The organism is Methylomonas sp. 2BW1-5-20, from assembly GCF_052474515.1.
In genome coordinates, this window is record NZ_CP184127.1 from 3,886,218 (window position 1) to 3,903,199 (window position 16,982).

The window sequence follows — 16,982 nt, forward strand, 5'->3', positions numbered from 1 at the left end:
GTGTCTTTCATTCAATTCTGCAAATCCGCCCTATTCGGGCTTCTGATCGAAGCTTTTTGTTATTCGGCATATGCGGCCCCGGCATCACCCATGTACCGGCCGGCGCCGGCGCTGACCGGCCACGATCTGGCGGTCATTGTCAACGACGCCGATCCTTTAAGCGTACAAATCGCCGATTACTATCAGCAGCAACGGCGGATTCCCGCGGAACAGATGATTCATGTGCGCTTCGCGCCGAATCAGGCAGTGTTATCCAAGCAGCAATTCGAGCAAGTGAAACAGGAGGTCGATCAAAAAACGCCGGAACATGTGCAAGCGTTTGCATTAACCTGGTTACAGCCGTTTCGCGTCGAGTGCATGTCTATTACCACGGCTTTCGCCGCCGGATTCAGCGAATCCTTTTGCGCAAAAGGCTGCGTGCAAACCCATAACAGCCCGTATTTCGCCTCGGAAACCGACAAACCCTTTCAAACCCACGGCTGGCGGCCAACCATGGCCGTGGCCGGCAAAACCTTTGCGGATGCCAAAAAACTAATCGATACCGGCATGGCCGCCGACTATTCGCAGCCGCAAGGCTCGGCGTATCTGTTAAAAACGTCCGACAAGGCCCGCAGTTCCCGAGCCGCACTATTTCCACAAGTCGCGGAATCGCTGAAAAACTTTTGGCCGGTGGTTTACCTGGAGCAGGACTATATCGCCGGCCGGCCGGATGTGATGTTTTATTTCACCGGTCTGATCAAGGTGCCGCATCTGGCGGAAAACCGCTATTTACCCGGCGCCGTTGCCGATCATCTCACCTCAGCGGGCGGCGTAATGTCGGGCAGCGACCAAATGAATATCATGGAATGGCTACAAGCCGGCGCCACCGGCAGCTACGGCGCGGTAGTGGAACCGTGTAACTTTCCGGCCAAATTCCCGAATCCTGGCGTCTTAATGTATTTTTATCTGCGCGGCAGCAGCCTGATCGAGGCGTATTGGAAAAGCGTTGCCCAGCCCGGCCAAGGCATTTTTGTCGGCGAACCCTTGGCTAAACCGTTTGCGTATCGGCCCCGCGCTTCGGCAACGGACTAATTGTGCTGGGCATCCAAGCCGTTATCGGCAATAATCAGCCGGTTGCGGCCGGCCTCCTTGGCGACATACAGCGCTTGATCGGCCCGGTTCAGCAAATCGAGGCGATTGCCGCCGTGCGCCGGATACAGCGCTACGCCTATCGATACCGTCACCCGTGGCAGCTGCTGATTGCCGAATTTGATCGATAATTTTTCGACAACACGCCGCAAAGCATCCAGACGCTGCAAAATCTTGTCCGGCTGAATTTCGGTGGTTACCACCACAAACTCTTCGCCGCCGTAACGGCAAACAATATCGCTGCCCACCCGAAAATCCATCATCAGCTGCGCTGCCTTCTTCAATACCTCGTCGCCGGCATCGTGCCCATAACTGTCGTTAAATGTTTTGAAATGGTCGATGTCTATCATCGCCACGGCCAGCATTTTACCGCAGCGGCCCATTCGCAACAGTTCCCGGTCCAACACTTCCTCCAGAAACCGCCGATTGAATAGACCGGTCAGCGGGTCGCGAATCGACAACTCATGCAATTCCTCGCGTAGCGCCAGATTGGCCAAGGCCAGCCGGGCGCTATCGGCCGCGGTTTCCGCTATCGATAGTTCTCGTTGAACGTCTTCGGCATTGAGGCTGCCGAATTGGCACTCGATATAAATCAAGCCCAAGGCGCGCGAGTGCGCCAGCAGCGGGATACACAGATAAGGGCCGGTACCTTGCTTCACATGCCCGCAGACCGGATTGATGGTCTGGCCGACTCTGGCAATATGAATGTGGCCGCGGCGCATCCCCCAACATTCGTCGGGCGTAAACACTGTTTCCAGCTCGCTTTCGCTTATCCCCCAGGCGTCGACCAACACCAGGGAGTTGCGGGCGGCGTCCAGCATATACAGGCCGCCGCTTGAATTGGCAAACAAACGCACCAGCGCAGCCTTGATAATGGGATAAGCCTCGTCCATTTTTTGGCAGCTCTGCAACAGGTCTGTCATTTCCCGCACCAATTGCATCTGCAAAATCGCCGCTTCCAATTCCTTCTGGGCCTTTTTTAAAGCGGTAACATCCCTGGCGGCGGCAAAAATGCCGGCGACATCGCCATTCTCGTCGCGATATACCGTGGCGTTGTATAACACTTCGGTAATATGTCCGGAGACATGGCAAATCGCCAGCGGATAGTCCGTGACCTTGCCTTGCGAAAACGCCAAGCGATAACCGTCGCGGGCTTTTTGCGGATCGGTAAAATAATTGGAAAAATCGCTACCGATCAATTCCTGCCGCGGCACGCCGGTCACTTTTTCCGTTGCACTATTCACATCCATGATTTTGCCGTCGGCGCTGATGGTAACCAGCGGATCGAGACTGGCCTCGATCAGGCTGCGCGCGTAAGAGGTTTTAACGTTTTTCATGAATGCCGCTCTGCACCGTCGAGCCGGGAGTGATTTACCGCCGCTTACTGATAAGCCCGGCCCCATTGCCCCAGATAAAACCGCTGCTCCAGAGCCGCCCGGCTGCGTTCCGCCTGTTCGCCGGCTTGAAAGTCTTCGGCCAAGGTATCCGCCTCGGCTTGATAGCCCAATGCCAACATCGCCATCGGCGTACAGTCGTCTGGTAAATTCAGCACTTGTCGGGCTTTATCGGCATCGAAACCGCCCATTTGATGGGTAATTAAGCCTAACGCGTTGGCTTGCAGGCACAAACCCAGGGCGGCGGCGCCGGTATCGTAAGCCGCCCAGCGATTGGCTTTGCCGTTGTGGTTGAAGTTTTCCATCGCCACCGTCAGGACTAATACCGGTGCATTTTTCGCCCACAGCTGATTTTTTTCGGCAATTACCGACAGCGCGTTCTGCCAGGACGACGCGTCGCGAGTTTTATCGCAAACCACAAAGCGCCAGGGCTGATCGTTAAAGCAGGACGGCGCCCATCGCGCCGCTTCCAACACAGCGGTCAAATCCTCTTGGCTCACCGTTTTATCCGGATCGAAAGCCCGCGGGCTCCAACGGCTGGCAATCAAGTCGTGGATGTCTACCTGGGTGATGGCGCGTTTATGTTGCATAGTGGAGCCTCTGGTGTGTGCTTAAATAATTTTTAGCGTGTGCCGAAACGGCCTATGGCAAACCGAGCGCCACGCATAAACCCGGCGGTAAACTGCGTAAATCGGCAAACCGGATATCGCAGCGGATGGTAACTCGCTAACGCCGCCGCGTCCATTTTTAGCACGGATCGCCCGCCAGGCGCCGAGTATGCTTTATAGCGCTTGGCAGTTGGTGCTAAAATCGCGCGTTTAATATTATCCTTAGAATCATTCGGCTAATCGGCGCAACCGTTATTTTCAGCGGCCTAAGTCGGCAACCCAGCCGCCGGAATGCAACGCAGACAACATCATGACCATGGATTACAAACAAACCCTGAACCTCCCCAAGACCGAGTTTGCGATGAAAGCCAATCTGGCGCAACGCGAACCGGAGATGCTGAAAAAATGGAACGAAAATCAGCTGTATCAAAAAATTCGCGAGGTTTGCGCCGGCCGGCCTAAATTTGTGTTGCACGACGGCCCTCCCTACGCCAACGGCGCGATCCACATCGGCCACGCGGTGAACAAGGTGTTGAAGGACATCATCGTCAAATCCAAAACCCTGAGCGGTTTCGATGCGCCTTACGTGCCGGGCTGGGATTGCCACGGTTTGCCTATCGAATTGATGGTGGAAAAATCGGTTGGCAAGGCCGGCGTCAAAGTCACGCCCGCCGAATTCCGTAAGGAATGCCGCGCTTACGCGAAAAAACAGGTCAACATTCAAAAAGAAGAATTCATCCGCCTGGGCGTATTGGGCGACTGGGACAATCCTTACTTGACGATGGATTTCGCCTTCGAAGCCGACATCGTTCGCGCCTTGGGCAAAATTGCCGCCAAGGGCCATCTCAGCAAGGGCGCCAAGCCGGTGCATTGGTGTACCGATTGCGGCTCGGCACTAGCTGAAGCGGAAGTGGAATACGAAGACAAACATTCGCCGGCTATCGACGTACGCTTCTCCGTGGTGGATGAACATGCATTCATGGCCAAGTGTCACCATGCTGGCGACCGCGAAGGTAAAGGTCCGCTGTCGGTAGTGATCTGGACCACCACGCCGTGGACCCTGCCGGCCAACCAAGCCGTGGCTTTGAACCCGGATTTGGAGTACGCGGTGGTGCAATGCGAAATCGACGGCCAAACCGAGCGTTTGGTCATCGCCGAAGCCCTGCTAAAAGACGCCGTGTTGCGTTACGGCATCGGCGAACATCACATCGTCGGCTATTGCAAAGGCGCGGCGCTGGAAAACCAGTTATTGCAACATCCGTTCTACGACCGGCAAGTTCCGATCATTCTGGGCGACCACGTCACTACCGATGCCGGTACCGGCGCGGTGCATACCGCACCGGGCCACGGCCAGGAAGACTATGTGGTAGGCATGAAATACGGTTTACCGGTGGACAACCCGGTTGGTAGCAACGGCGTATTTTTGCCCAGCACCGAATTATTCGCCGGCCTGCACGTGTTTACCGCCAACGAAAAAGTGCTGGAAGTCTTGCGCGAGCGCGGCAAATTGCTGCATCACCACGCCTTGCTGCACAGCTACCCGCATTGCTGGCGCCATAAAACTCCGATCATTTTCCGCGCCACCCCGCAATGGTTTATTTCCATGGAGAAAAACGGTCTGCGCGATACGGCCTTGAATGAAGTGAAGCGGGTGGACTGGATTCCCGATTGGGGCCAAGCCCGTATCGAAGCGATGCTGAATAACCGCCCTGACTGGTGTATTTCTCGCCAGCGCACTTGGGGGGTGCCAATCGCCTTTTTCGTGCATAAAGACAGCGGCGAATTACATCCGCGTACCGGCGAATTGATCGAACAAGTGGCCAAACGCATCGAACAGCAAGGCATAGACGCCTGGTTTGAGCTGGATGCAGCGGAGCTGATCGGTACTGACGCCGAGCATTACCAAAAAATGACCGATACGCTGGATGTCTGGTTTGATTCCGGCGTGACCCACGCGGCCGTATTGGAGCGCCGCGAGCAATTGCGCTTCCCGGCTGATCTGTATCTGGAAGGCTCGGATCAACATCGCGGCTGGTTCCAATCGTCGTTGCTGGCTTCGGTAGCGATGAACGACGTCGCACCTTATAAACAAGTACTGACCCACGGCTTTACCGTCGATGCCGAGGGCAAGAAAATGTCCAAATCCAAAGGCAACGTGGTACTGCCGCAAACCGTGATGAAATCGCTGGGTGCCGACGTGTTGCGCCTGTGGGTGGCCGGCACCGATTATCGCGGCGAAATGTCGGTGTCCGAGGAAATTTTAAAACGCACCTCCGACGGCTATCGCCGTTTGCGCAATACCGCGCGCTTCCTGCTCTCCAACCTGGATGGCTTCGACCCAGCCCAGCATCTGGCTGCCAAAGACGATTTGCTGGCACTGGACCGCTGGGCAGTGGATAAAGCCTGGCAGTTGCAGGAAGAGATTAAAGCGGCTTACAACGCCTATCAGTTCCAAAGCATTTACCAAAAAGTACTGACTTTCTGCAGCATCGATTTGGGCGGCTTTTATCTGGACATCATCAAAGACCGCCAATACACCGCCAAGGAAGATTGTCTGGCTCGGCGTTCCGCGCAAACCGCGATGTACCATGTCATCGAAGCGCTGACCCGCTGGCTAGCGCCTATCACCAGCTACACCGCCGACGAATTATGGCAATTCATTCCCGGTCAACGTGGTGAGTCGGTGTTTCTGGAAACCTGGTACGAAGGCCTGTTCCCACTGGATGCTAACGCAGCTATCAGTCGAGACACCTGGGACAAAGTGATGGCGGTGCGCACGGTAGTTTCCAAAGAGTTGGAGCAACTGCGTGGCAAAGGCGCGATCGGTGCTTCCCTGAATGCGGAAGTGGAATTGTATTGCGACGAAACTTACGCCGCCGAATTGAACAAACTGGCCAGCGAACTGCATTTTGTATTCATCACCTCCAACGCCGGCATCGCCGGCATGCAATTCTGCCCGGACGATGCGGTAGCGACCGAATTGGAGGGTGTGAAATTGAAAGTGACGGTGTCCGAGCATGCCAAATGCGTACGCTGCTGGCACCAACGCTACGACATTGGCGAAAACCCGGAGCATCCGGAATTGTGCGGCCGTTGCGTGGAAAACGTCGCCGGCAATGGTGAGATCCGTCGTTATGCTTAAGTGGTTGTGGATTTCCGCCGTGACGCTGGTGCTGGATCAAGCCAGCAAGCTGGCGGTAGACGGCAATATGCAGTTGTTTGAATCGATTCCGCTGATCCCGTATTTCAATCTGACCTACGTACATAACACCGGCGCAGCCTTCAGCTTTCTGGCTCAAGCCGGCGGCTGGCAACGCTGGCTGTTCGCCGGCTTGGCGGTGGTGATGTGCAGCATCATTGCGGTCTGGCTGTATCGTTTACAAAAGCACGAGACCTTGATGGCCGTGGCCTTATCATTGGTTTTAGGCGGCGCTATCGGCAATCTGATCGACCGGGTGGCTTACGGTTATGTGATCGATTTTCTGGATGTCTACTACCAAGACTGGCACTGGCCGGCGTTCAATATTGCTGATTCGGCGATTTGTATTGGGGTGGGGTTGATGTTGTTGGAAAGTTTTGGCTTTGGGTGCAAAGCCGTGGACGCTTTGGAATAGGCTTTTTCGAATTACTTTTTGATCAAACGTTAACCAAAAACTGTGAATCCAACTTATTCCCCTCTTTAAAAAAGACGACTGCATGGATGCAGGAGGTAGGGCAACGTACGGAACGGTTGCCGAGGGGCTAGGGGAGATTTTGAAATAAGGTGTCGCTAGCGCGACGACTGGTTTTAATGTCGGTTCGCGGACCGACAACCGCGATACTTTTCTTTGCTTGTCCAAAGAAAAGTATCCAAAAGAAAAGACACCCGGACGCCGCTTATTCCCTGCGCTCCTCGCTTTTGCCGAGGGTCGGCAGATGGGGCTTCCCAGCCCCTCCGCCGACGTGCGGCATCCCGACCGCACCCCTTCGGGCAATTCTCGCCAAAAGCTCCGGTGCTCGGCGCGGCATACGGGAGAAAACACTCTCGAATTTAAGGGCAAAAAGTCAATCGGAGGTTAAATCCTGTCAGAACTGCGGCATAACTGCCGAGCTTCTGAGATTAGCGTATCTAACTCTCCTTGTTGTCTGGCCTGAAGCAGCAAAAGAGCAATGCACTCCTTTATTAAAGGAACAGAAAACTCGTCCAGCCAGGACAGCAAACGACTCACCATTGCCCGATCAATTGCGAAAAGTACTTTCTCTATTGGAAGCGAGTTAAATTTCCAATAAGTTTCATCGCCATCTGGACCGTGATGATTTTCAGTTTTTGTTGCAAGTCCTGCTTTGAATAAGATGCTCATCACCTTTTTAACATCGGCCGCTGTGAGATTTGTTGATGTACCACTGGTAATGGCGAGCTCCGCCATTTCAGATCGTGTCATTGCTCCTAATTCACTTAACCGGAAATAACACTCTTCGACTATTGGTAATGGCGGTGAACGCCAACCTTTCTTTCTTAAAATTGATCGGTATTGATCTACCAAATCTTGGAGAGTTGAGTCATTCGCAAATTCTGATTTTGCAAGCTTGGGCGATACTCCGATAGTTTTGTTATTAGAAAAAGAAACAAGCCACGATTTACCGTTTTGATTCAGCTCCACGGTGTCGACTTGATTTACAAAGTCATTGAACCCTTTAAAACCCAACTTTTTTTCATCAAAAGCGCTATCGAGATTCAACATACGCGCTTTCAAAGTCGAACAATTAGCTGGTTCATCAAAAGTTCCCAACGCTTTTTCCAATAGGTCTGCTGCGTCATCAAATGCTGATGCTCGAGTAGCCTCGTCATTTTTTTCAATGCTATTTTCGCGCTCTAGATATATAAACCGAGAACACGAACTTTTAACTGACTCACTTAGTGCCGAGCGCGGTCCCGCACCAATAACTTGTCGTCCCATTTCTCGAAGTCGTCTGAATAACGGGCTGAAATCAGAATCTCCCGTTGCGAGCGCAATCCAACGCAAATCAGGGTCTCTCCAGGCATACTCCATTACATCCACCACAATCTGAATATCTGCTGAGTTTTTGCCGCTTATCGGATGAAAGGTGTGGATTAGTTCGAAGCCGAGGCGGTTGAGAATGTTCTGATGAGGGGTAAGGCTTGGAAGAGTCCATTTCGCATAGGCCCGTCTTACAATGATTGCACCCATAGCGGTCAGTTCTTCAATCAATTGCTCTAGCCCATCTTGTTTTACCCATTGCGTTAGGTTTTCGACATCAACGAAAATCCCAACTCTGTCTACTGTTTGCATTTCGCTCCCTAAACAAGTTCAGCATTAAAGTAACTTTTAAAGTATAGGCGAGCAAATTACGGGTGATTGAAGGTTTCAAGCCTTCGACTTGGTTTGATTCTTTCAAAATTACCCTATTTAAAAACTCACCTCTTTCAAATCCGAGATGGTTTTCTCCCGTATGCCGCGCCGAGCACCGGAGCTTTTATCGAGAATAGCCCGAAGGGGTGCGGCAGGGATGCCGCACGTCGGCGGAGGGGCTGGGAAGCCCCTTCTGCCGACCCTCGATAAAAGTTCCGGCGCGCAGGGTCAAGCGGCATCCGGGTGGCCTTTTCTTTGGATACTTTCTTTTGGCCACGCAAAAGAAAGTATCTCGGCCGTCGGGCCGAGACCCGACATTAAAATCAGCCGTCGCGCTAGCGACACCTATAACACCAACCGCATCGGCATCATCACCGAAACCTGAAACCCCATTAACTTCCCGAGCCACCAGGATATGACCGACAGCTGGATCGGCAATGATTTGCGTCAATCCCCGCTGGCTCGGTACAACCTATAGATGCGCAACTTATCGCGCTAAAACAGCGTTCGAACCGAATATCAGGTTTGGCAACAAGCATCCAAGCCCTGGTATCGGCTAGAACCGTCCCAATCGCAAAATGCCAAAAAGAGCACACCCTTCGAGTGCATTGCGCCACAGACACCCCGTCTATAACTCCCTATTCTTGAATCGTCTTAAGTTTCTTCTTCCATACCCTTGGCCGAGCAAGAAGCTGAGAAAAATCCACCGCGTCTAAACGCAACACCGCGATGGCTGCTTTAGGCGCTAGCGAACTTCGCCAACGCTGCAGCACTTATGTTTTACGTTAGATATTTTCACTCGGCCTAATGCAAGGAGTTGCTCCTGTTCGGCAGGAAACGTCATAGCAAATCTTGCGGTTTCATCAATACTACGAGGAGTTCTCATTATGAGCAGTACCGAATCAATCAACATCAATTCGCTGCACGAGTTACAACTGCAGATGCCACGTATCGTCCCAGCGGTTAACGCCAACCCCGGTTTAGCCTTGGCAGCCGCTGCCAATCCACTGCTGGCACTCGAACAATTGGGTTACAAGCTCAGCTCGCCGGCACAGGCAGAAATCGAGCGATACGCCCGCTTCGGCCCCGATAACCTAAAACGCTTGGCGGAACTGGAAGCCGAGTTCGGCAAATTACTTACAACCAAAACCATGCCCGCCGATCCAAGCGAAGCGCGGGCATTGTTTGAAAAATCCGGGCATGAACCATCCGACAAAGCCGCCGCCAACACCAAAACCACACTCAAACCCGCCAAAAATCAAAGTTTGACAACCTCGCTTGCCGCTATTTTTGCCTCGAAGGTATTGGCGGAGGACGAAGAAAAAAAACTCCTCCGCGAGCTCTCCGCCCAACATCCCGGCCTGCCGCTTTTGTACCAATATCGAAAAATCCATCGGCAACGGCCGGTTTTTGCCTCGCGCTCGGCGTTTGAATCGATCCTTGCCGGTGAAAAAAACACCCTGGTCGATCAAGTCGAATTCAGTCTGAGCAGGCACCGCGACACGGCTAAGAAGCATTCGACCGATTAATCCACACACTTTTACTAAAAGGCAAAAACATGGATACGCACAATTTCCAAACGGTGGCTGAAGTCACCGAATCGGTACTCCTCGACATCTTACGCGAAGCATGGCGCAGCGGCGGCCTTAACCCGAACGGCACCTTACCGCAAGAAATTCAGTTGCCGGCCGGCATGGCTCTCGGCCCGTTCACGTTGGCCGACGGCACAGTCCAATTTCCGCAAAATCAAATCCGCCTTGACCTTAACCCCGGCATCAACGGTGTCAACCTGACGCTCGGGGTGATTGCGGATCTGGAAATCCAGAATCCCCCGGTGCCGAGCGCGACGCTGTTCAATATCACGGCCGACGTCACCCTGCGCGTACCTATCGGGCAAGCGCCCGATCCCGGCGCCCCCGTCAATTTGGCCTTATTGCTGGCAAATCTCCCGGCAAATGCCGTGGATGTGGTGATTACCTCCGGCAACCCGTTTGCCAATGTGTTGGCGAACGGTCCGGCGGAATTTATTCATAAACTTTATCAGAACGGCACTATCCCGCATCTGGTGCAGGACATCCCGCTCGGATTCCCACCGTTTGCGATGAAAGCCTCCGTCGAGTTTTTCGACGATGAAAGCAATCCGGCCCGGCAGATCAGCGTTGGTTTTCTGCCCGGACAGATGCAAATCAATTTGCCTTGCGCGGTGCGCTTTTACGACATCACCGGCGGCATTGGCCCGCTTGGACTTGCCTCGCCGATGGGCATGACCGCCACCGCGCAGCTCACCATGCCGTTCTCCAATACTGGCGCCCACATCCACATCGGCTTGGATAGCGCCACCAGCAACTTGATAAACATCCAGCCTGCGCCTGGGGTGGAAGGGGCGAATTACACTGCCAACAAGTCCAGCGTAGACGCCATACTGGGCGCAGGCAGTTTTGAAAACGCCATCCGCAGCGGGTTTATCACCGCAGCCAATGTGTTTTTTGCCGTGCTGCCGCCGGTGGACTTTGACATTCCTACGCTTGCCGACCTGGAAACACAGGTAGAAGGCTTCATTCGCACTGAAATGAACAATCGGCGTTACGTCGTGCTCTGGGCACCGACCGACGCCATGGGCGGGGTGGTGATTACCAACATCACGCCGAAAGTTTTAAGCGATACGCTGGTCATTGCCCTGAATGCCGGACCCGGCGCGGATGCCAACGCCTTGGTAAATTTCATCCCAGTGCCCTGCGATTTTGCAATCGGCCTGGATGACGACTTTATCGAAGAAAAGCTGAGAAGCGAAATCGCGGCAAAATTCCCCGGCGGCTTCCCGGTGACTTTGCCGGAAGCCGACACCGACGGTCACAAGGTGCGCATCAATTCCTTCAGTATGAAACTGATCGATGGCGCCATCGAAGCCAAAGGCTCGGTGACCTTGGTAGATGAAATTCTCGGTAGCATTGATGTCGGCGCCAGTTTTACTGCGAATATCCGCTTGCAGTGGGTGGACGGTCCGACAGGGGGCCAAATATTGACACCGCTTCCCATCGAGAACCTGGATGTCGATTTTGAGCTAGGTTTTCTTGGCTGGCTACTGATATTTCTGGCCGGCTTCCTCACCGGCGGGCTGATAGGCGGGCTGATATTCACGGTAATCCTGGCGATTGTCATCGAAATCGCCGAAAGTATTGGTGCCGATAAAATTCTCGATTCTACCGGCAACCTGGCGGGCATCGCCGCCTGGCCGGTCAATTTGCCCCACATCGGCACCATCTCGGCGCGCTTCAAAAACCCGGTCGATATTTATGCCACCGGCATTCGGTTTATCGGCGAAATGTCTGCCACCAGTACCAGCACAGCCGGGCTGGACAGTGCGTCGGCAAACGGCCCGTATGCTGCCTCGTCCAGCTCTGCCCTGCTTTTCAATGGGGGGCCGGATAAGGTTTTCAGCCAGCCAAGCTGGCTGTTTGGCGACGGTCAATCTTCCGCACTACGCCGCCCAACGCATCGCTACGCCGACAGCGGTTTGTATGTCGCCAAATTGCGCATTGCGGTCAGCGAAACCGGCGGGGTTACCACCCGCAATTTCACACCCGTCCGCTTAAAAAATGTGCAACCGGCTGTCAGTTTCGATTTATTGGAACTCAGCGTCGACGAAGGCCAAGAGGTGGAAATCACTGCGAAGTTCACCGATCCGGAATGGCTGGACAAACACACCGCCATTTTCGATTGGGGCGACGATTCCAAACCTACGGTCGGGGTGGTGTCCGAGACTAACCTGGAGCCCGAAGCAAAAGGCACGGTCGTCGCCAAGCATGCCTGGTGCGACAACGGCAATTATCAGGTCCAGTTGCGCGTAAGCGACGACGACGGCGGTATTGGCGAAGCCGTTCTGCCGGTGCTGGTCAAAAACGTAAAACCTGTAGTCACTTCAGAAAAAACCCTCTGCGTGTTGGTCGGCCAGCCGGTGCAAATGCAGGCTACTTTCGAGGACAATGGCTGGTGCGATACCCATACGGCGCATTGGGATTTTGGCGATTGCCAACAGAAAAACGCCTTCGTCACCGAAACCAACGAACCGCCGAAAGCGAAAGGAAAGGTTGAGGTATGTCACGAATGGGCACACTGCGGCACTTATTTAACCACCGTTACCGTCCAAGACGATGACGGCGGGGAAGGGGTAGCCACCACCGTCGTACATGCCGTCGAGCTGAAAAATCCGATGATGGAAGACGGTTTCCGCTTTCCGTATCCGCCCGCATCCGGGCGCAAAGACCGCGTGACCAACGGCTGGCACCCTTATGCCGAGCCAGCCTTGTCCTTCGATAAAGACGCCGCGCGGCAACCGCGGGAATGGTTGTTTTTCCCGGAAAACTTCGTGGAGAGGGACGGTCGCCGGGCACAGGGGCTTGATTTCAAAGGCGCCATACAAGCTGGTATTCAACAGCAAATCTGTGCCAACGTGGGTTGGGAATATGAGTTTTCAGCGGCATGGCACCTGGTGTCGCCGCGCCAAACCGGACGCGTGAGCATCGGCATCGACCCCTTGGGCGGTAACAATCCGAATGCAGCCCAAATTGTCTGGCGCGAGCTGCCACCCGGCGAGCAGGAATGGCAAAACATTAGCGTGCGGGCCAAAGCACAACGGGATGAAATCACGCTTTTCGTCGGCGGCATCGATCGGTTTGGCGGGGAAAATACTATCTACCTGGACGATGCGCACCTTTGCCAAATTCAGCCGACTTTCTGCCCGCCGGTCACACCGCCGGAAGAACCCTGCAAAGAAAGCTGCGTGAACTTTGACGACTTACAGATCGGTTCGGAATTCGCGGCTAATGCCGGTGGATTGCCCAATCTGACCCATCACAATATCGACTTCTTTTCGGCGGCAAGTCTCTGGATATCCGACACTGCCGTCCCGCCGCCAATGCATCATCTGTTGAATTTCACACCTAGAGGTATCCGCGTGCGTCTGCCGCAATCGGTGAAACAGGTGAAGGTAACGCTGCACAGCAACGGTGGCGGGCCGGATTTTAAACTGGAAACCTTGTTGGGCAATTCCGTAATTGCGTCCATTACACCTAATCTGGCCTCGAATACCGAACAGGAATTCACCCTGACGGCCGCGGCGCTGGACGGCTTTACAGTGCGTGGCGACCACATGGAATTATCGCTGGTAAAAATCTGCTTTTGTACGGAAGACAAACCCATCGAAACCGATGGCCACCACAACATGAAATGACTGGAGCCTCTACCCTGTTCCAGCAAGAGGCCGGTTTTTCGATTGCACCAAGCAGGGTTTGGTGCAATTTCCTCCTAAACCCGATGGCGGTTACAAGGCGGGTTGATGTATTCAGGTTATGCAGGCCTTACCCGCACCGCGGGCCTATGTATGTTATCCGTCGAAAAGACCTAAGCGAAAGCTCGAAAAACTCCGGGATGCTTTCTATAAGCAAGTTTTTACCGGCCGCCGCCCTCAGGCCGGTTGTTCCAGGACTTTCCAATCTTTTTCAAGCAAGGCGTAATAAGGACGAAAAGCGGCCATCAATGCCTGATAAATCGCAAATGCATCGGTCGGGTCTTTCTGTTTTAGCTCGGCGACCTCGGTCAGAAACCGATACAGCATTTTTACGAAGTTCTCGATGGTCATCGCCAGCCAGGCATCGTTGGTGATCCATTTGTCGATAAACTCATCCAAACGCGCAAAGGTCAGTTTCAGCAGCGGGTAAGCGGTTTGCGTTTCTTTGTATTCCCGAAGCAGCATATACTCGAGGTAAGCCTGCTCGGAGGACACTCGCGGCCGATTGGTAATGCTGAGGTAAGAGGCTTTGTAGTCGGCATAAGCGGCATCAAATTTATTGCAAAATTCGGTTTCGTTAGCCATTTCCAGCCAAGGCAGAACAACCGCCGCCGTTACGCCGTAGCACTCGCGGATCGCGCTTCCTATTTTGTCGAATTGCTCGACAAAAGCCGGCTTCGTGAGCTCACCTTTTATCAGCGATTCAATCGCGGCCAGCTCGCCTGCAGTGACACAAACCGTGGCCAATTCCCGAACAATTTTGAGTTCGACTCCCATATCGCCGACACCTCTTCGCTATCTGGAGAAAAAATTTAAGAATCGTCTCGATCCTTTGTTTACTGAGTCAGATCGACGATTTCGGCAACACAGGCATTGTCTTTAACAATATGCAGCGCATTGTCGAACACCATGTTCGAGTTAAACAAAACGCTTTTAACAATGATGGCGCCGGACGCATCCTTGATGACAAAAAAGGTGTCGCCTTCGGGAACCTTGCTGGCGGCAATTTGGTTGCTCATTAAGGAACCGGTTCTCACTTCTTTAATGCCCTGCAGGGCTTCTTCCTTGTTTTCGTAATCGCCGCTCATCAGAATGAGTTCGCCCTTACTGTTGAGGAAATTAAAAAAATACTGCTGTTCGTCGTTGGTTTTAAGTTCAAAAGTGGCTGGCATATTCTGTTCCGGAAGTTATCAATTGAATGGGTCCACCGTCGATCAAATTTCAGTCTCCCGATGCCTGACAAACTCCAGGAAAAGTTCGACTGAAGAGAAACCTAAGTATGATCGGCAGATGCCATACATCGACAGCAAACCTTATGCCATTAAAAAAATCCTTTATTATCAGCAGTAAACGTATCTTAACTTGTCAAATTGTCAGTTTTGCCACACGACATTGATGTCGATCCGATAGCCGTTGCACCGTACTCCTCAAACAACGGCTAACCGGCTTTCAGGCAGGTCTGGAATTCCGCAAGTCCTGCTCGCCGGCCAACGACCGGCACTGCGGATATTATTTAACGAATCGATTTTATTTACGCGGGGGGAAGCAAGCGGAGTAACAAGATAAGTTAACTCCGCTTGAAATGGCTTAACGGTTGTAGATATACATAGTGACTTCAAAACCAAAACGTAGATCGGTAAAGCTTGGTGTTTCCCATTTCATTTGAATATCCTCATTCAGAGTTTTATATTGAAAAATGCGCTAAATCCTAGGATTTAGCGCACGGTAAAAACGTCGAAATTATTGACTGTCAGCCCAGCGTGCCGGCGGATTAGGGACCCACCAATCGGTAAAATCGGGCGATGTCTTGCTGCCTAGCGAATTGATATAAGCCTTCAAGTCCGCCAGATCGTTCGGGCAAAGATATTTTTTGAACGACGGCATTCCGCCTTCTTCGCCTTGACTGACGGCTTCCGCCACTTCATCGCCCTCACCCACCAGACTCGGCCCCATCGTGCCGCCATGGCCGTTACCGGAATGGCAAACCGAGCAATTCAATCTCAGATAGGCTCTGCGTCCATTTTCGATGGCGTCAGCATTCGCATTGCGGGTGTTACAGTTAAAATTAAAGTTGCTGGGTAGCGTGTAAGCGGTGCCCCTGCCGGCGGTTTGTGCACCCGACGTCGAGCCGCCAGTGCTCCCCGAACTGGTACTGCCGGAACCGCTACCGGAACCACCGCCTTTAGTGCTGGTTTTTCCTTCGGATTCGGATGCTTTGTAGGTACTGATGATTCTAGGATCGGCAGTCGCCAGACTTAAAACGGAAGCCAGGGTGATAAAGCCCAGCATCTGTTGGATAGTCATAGGTCTAACTTTCATGTTGATAACCTCGTAATAGGATGTTCAATAGACAATCATTTGTGCGCATCGGCCGCTACTTGGCCGATCATCGGCGCTATCAATGGCACGTGATAAGCCGTCAGAATGTCGTGAATTTTGTAATGCTGTTGTTCCAGAATACCGTCCAGTTTCGCGGCAAAGGCCTGATCCTGCTTTCTGACGCCCATCGATATCTCATAGTCAAAAGGCATGTCAGGCAGTTTAGGATCATGAGGAGCCAGGGCAATTTCCAGGCGTTGACCATAAGGTTTGGCGTAATAACCCGCGATGGGTCCCCAAACGATGGCGACGTCAATCTCTCCCTTGGCCACGGCGTCGATGATCCTGCCTTGCGGATTTTTGGCTGAGCCATCTCCCCACAGGGAATAACCGACGATGTTATCCGTGATACCGCGCAGCGCCAAGGCGCTAGCCGGCGGCGAGTTAGAGCCGTCATTACCGAAACCGTGCAGTCCGATTTTTAATTGTTTCAGCAGCGGATCGTCGAACGACATGATATTCAGATGACGATTGCGTGCAGTGACAAATACATAACCGGACCAGTAATAAGGCTCGGTAGGCAACACCCGTTCGTAATCATGAGGAACCCCCATGACCAGATCGCATCGCTCCGCACCCAAGGTTTGACGAATAAATCCGTTCCGCTGCCGCTGCCAGGTATAACGCAACTTGGCGTGTAACTGTTCAGCCAACAAGGTAGCGATTTTGTTCTCAAAGCCTTCCTGCTTGCGATTGGAAAACGGTAGGTTGTCAGGGTCGGCACAAACACGCAGCTCCGATTGCGCAACCGCCGATTGAGCCAGAATCAGCAGGCAAGCCCCGGATAGTAGGCTCGGCCAGCGATGGCGCTTAAAAAAACTTGTAATCATGCCAA

At 53.2% G+C, this 16,982-nt stretch carries 13 protein-coding genes; 5 read left to right on the forward strand and 8 right to left on the reverse strand.

What is annotated here, in order from left to right:
• Entirely contained in the window at positions 1-1,071 is a 1,071-nt protein-coding gene (locus ACH50O_RS17930; RefSeq protein ID WP_446809113.1) for a TIGR03790 family protein, read from the forward strand.
• On the opposite strand, the gene ACH50O_RS17935 is transcribed toward ACH50O_RS17930, so the two are convergent.
• Complete coding sequence (locus tag ACH50O_RS17935) at positions 1,068-2,465, reverse strand: diguanylate cyclase (RefSeq protein WP_446809114.1); 1,398 nt, start codon at positions 2,463-2,465, stop codon at positions 1,068-1,070. The genes ACH50O_RS17930 and ACH50O_RS17935 overlap by 4 nt on opposite strands.
• Before the next feature lie 44 nt (positions 2,466-2,509).
• Complete coding sequence (locus ACH50O_RS17940) at positions 2,510-3,112, reverse strand: nitroreductase family protein (protein ID WP_446809115.1); 603 nt, start codon at positions 3,110-3,112, stop codon at positions 2,510-2,512.
• A gap of 328 nt (positions 3,113-3,440) precedes the next feature.
• On the opposite strand from ACH50O_RS17940, the gene ileS reads away from it, so the two are divergent.
• Positions 3,441-6,272: an isoleucine--tRNA ligase gene (gene ileS, locus ACH50O_RS17945; protein ID WP_446809116.1), complete on the forward strand. Its 2,832-nt coding sequence runs from the start codon at positions 3,441-3,443 to the stop codon at positions 6,270-6,272.
• Complete coding sequence (lspA, locus tag ACH50O_RS17950; RefSeq protein WP_446809117.1) at positions 6,265-6,744, forward strand: signal peptidase II; 480 nt, start codon at positions 6,265-6,267, stop codon at positions 6,742-6,744. Before ileS ends, lspA begins: the two co-directional genes overlap by 8 nt.
• Positions 6,745-7,185: 441 nt before the next feature.
• On the opposite strand, the gene ACH50O_RS17955 is transcribed toward lspA, so the two are convergent.
• Positions 7,186-8,421, reverse strand: coding sequence for an NYN domain-containing protein (locus ACH50O_RS17955; RefSeq protein WP_446809118.1), 1,236 nt, complete (start codon positions 8,419-8,421; stop codon positions 7,186-7,188).
• 947 nt (positions 8,422-9,368) lie between these two features.
• On the opposite strand from ACH50O_RS17955, the gene ACH50O_RS17960 reads away from it, so the two are divergent.
• Complete coding sequence (locus ACH50O_RS17960; RefSeq protein WP_446809119.1) at positions 9,369-10,010, forward strand: hypothetical protein; 642 nt, start codon at positions 9,369-9,371, stop codon at positions 10,008-10,010.
• Between the two features lie 29 nt (positions 10,011-10,039).
• Positions 10,040-13,711, forward strand: a complete 3,672-nt coding sequence (locus ACH50O_RS17965) for a PKD domain-containing protein (protein ID WP_446809120.1) — start codon at positions 10,040-10,042, stop codon at positions 13,709-13,711.
• A 234-nt stretch (positions 13,712-13,945) separates the two neighbouring features.
• Here the strand turns inward: ACH50O_RS17965 and ACH50O_RS17970 are convergent, their stop codons facing one another.
• From ACH50O_RS17970 to ACH50O_RS17990, 5 genes are all read right to left on the reverse strand, one after another.
• Positions 13,946-14,545, reverse strand: coding sequence for a hypothetical protein (locus ACH50O_RS17970; RefSeq protein ID WP_446809121.1), 600 nt, complete (start codon positions 14,543-14,545; stop codon positions 13,946-13,948).
• 59 nt (positions 14,546-14,604) lie between these two features.
• Entirely contained in the window at positions 14,605-14,940 is a 336-nt protein-coding gene (locus ACH50O_RS17975) for a YegP family protein (RefSeq protein ID WP_446809122.1), read from the reverse strand.
• Positions 14,941-15,355: 415 nt separating this feature from the next.
• Positions 15,356-15,430 (reverse strand): pyrroloquinoline quinone precursor peptide PqqA, encoded by a 75-nt coding sequence (gene pqqA, locus ACH50O_RS17980; RefSeq protein WP_083930472.1) that lies wholly within the window; start codon positions 15,428-15,430, stop codon positions 15,356-15,358.
• A 78-nt stretch (positions 15,431-15,508) separates the two neighbouring features.
• Positions 15,509-16,087: a c-type cytochrome gene (locus tag ACH50O_RS17985; protein WP_446809123.1), complete on the reverse strand. Its 579-nt coding sequence runs from the start codon at positions 16,085-16,087 to the stop codon at positions 15,509-15,511.
• Between the two features lie 35 nt (positions 16,088-16,122).
• The gene (locus ACH50O_RS17990) at positions 16,123-16,977 is read right to left on the reverse strand and encodes a substrate-binding domain-containing protein (protein ID WP_446809124.1); all 855 of its coding nucleotides are present in this window, start codon (positions 16,975-16,977) and stop codon (positions 16,123-16,125) included.
• Positions 16,978-16,982 lie beyond the last annotated feature (5 nt).

Excerpts from the sequence above, each read along its gene's own strand:
- ACH50O_RS17935 (WP_446809114.1), bottom strand. The coding sequence starts at position 2,465 with ATGAAAAACGTTAAAACCTCTTACGCGCGCAGCCTGATCGAGGCCAGT.
- ACH50O_RS17940 (WP_446809115.1), bottom strand. The coding sequence starts at position 3,112 with ATGCAACATAAACGCGCCATCACCCAGGTAGACATCCACGACTTGATT.
- ileS (WP_446809116.1), top strand. The coding sequence starts at position 3,441 with ATGACCATGGATTACAAACAAACCCTGAACCTCCCCAAGACCGAGTTT.
- lspA (WP_446809117.1), top strand. The coding sequence starts at position 6,265 with ATGCTTAAGTGGTTGTGGATTTCCGCCGTGACGCTGGTGCTGGATCAA.
- ACH50O_RS17955 (WP_446809118.1), bottom strand. The coding sequence starts at position 8,421 with ATGCAAACAGTAGACAGAGTTGGGATTTTCGTTGATGTCGAAAACCTA.
- ACH50O_RS17960 (WP_446809119.1), top strand. The coding sequence starts at position 9,369 with ATGAGCAGTACCGAATCAATCAACATCAATTCGCTGCACGAGTTACAA.
- ACH50O_RS17965 (WP_446809120.1), top strand. The coding sequence starts at position 10,040 with ATGGATACGCACAATTTCCAAACGGTGGCTGAAGTCACCGAATCGGTA.
- ACH50O_RS17970 (WP_446809121.1), bottom strand. The coding sequence starts at position 14,545 with ATGGGAGTCGAACTCAAAATTGTTCGGGAATTGGCCACGGTTTGTGTC.
- ACH50O_RS17975 (WP_446809122.1), bottom strand. The coding sequence starts at position 14,940 with ATGCCAGCCACTTTTGAACTTAAAACCAACGACGAACAGCAGTATTTT.
- ACH50O_RS17985 (WP_446809123.1), bottom strand. The coding sequence starts at position 16,087 with ATGAAAGTTAGACCTATGACTATCCAACAGATGCTGGGCTTTATCACC.
- ACH50O_RS17990 (WP_446809124.1), bottom strand. The coding sequence starts at position 16,977 with ATGATTACAAGTTTTTTTAAGCGCCATCGCTGGCCGAGCCTACTATCC.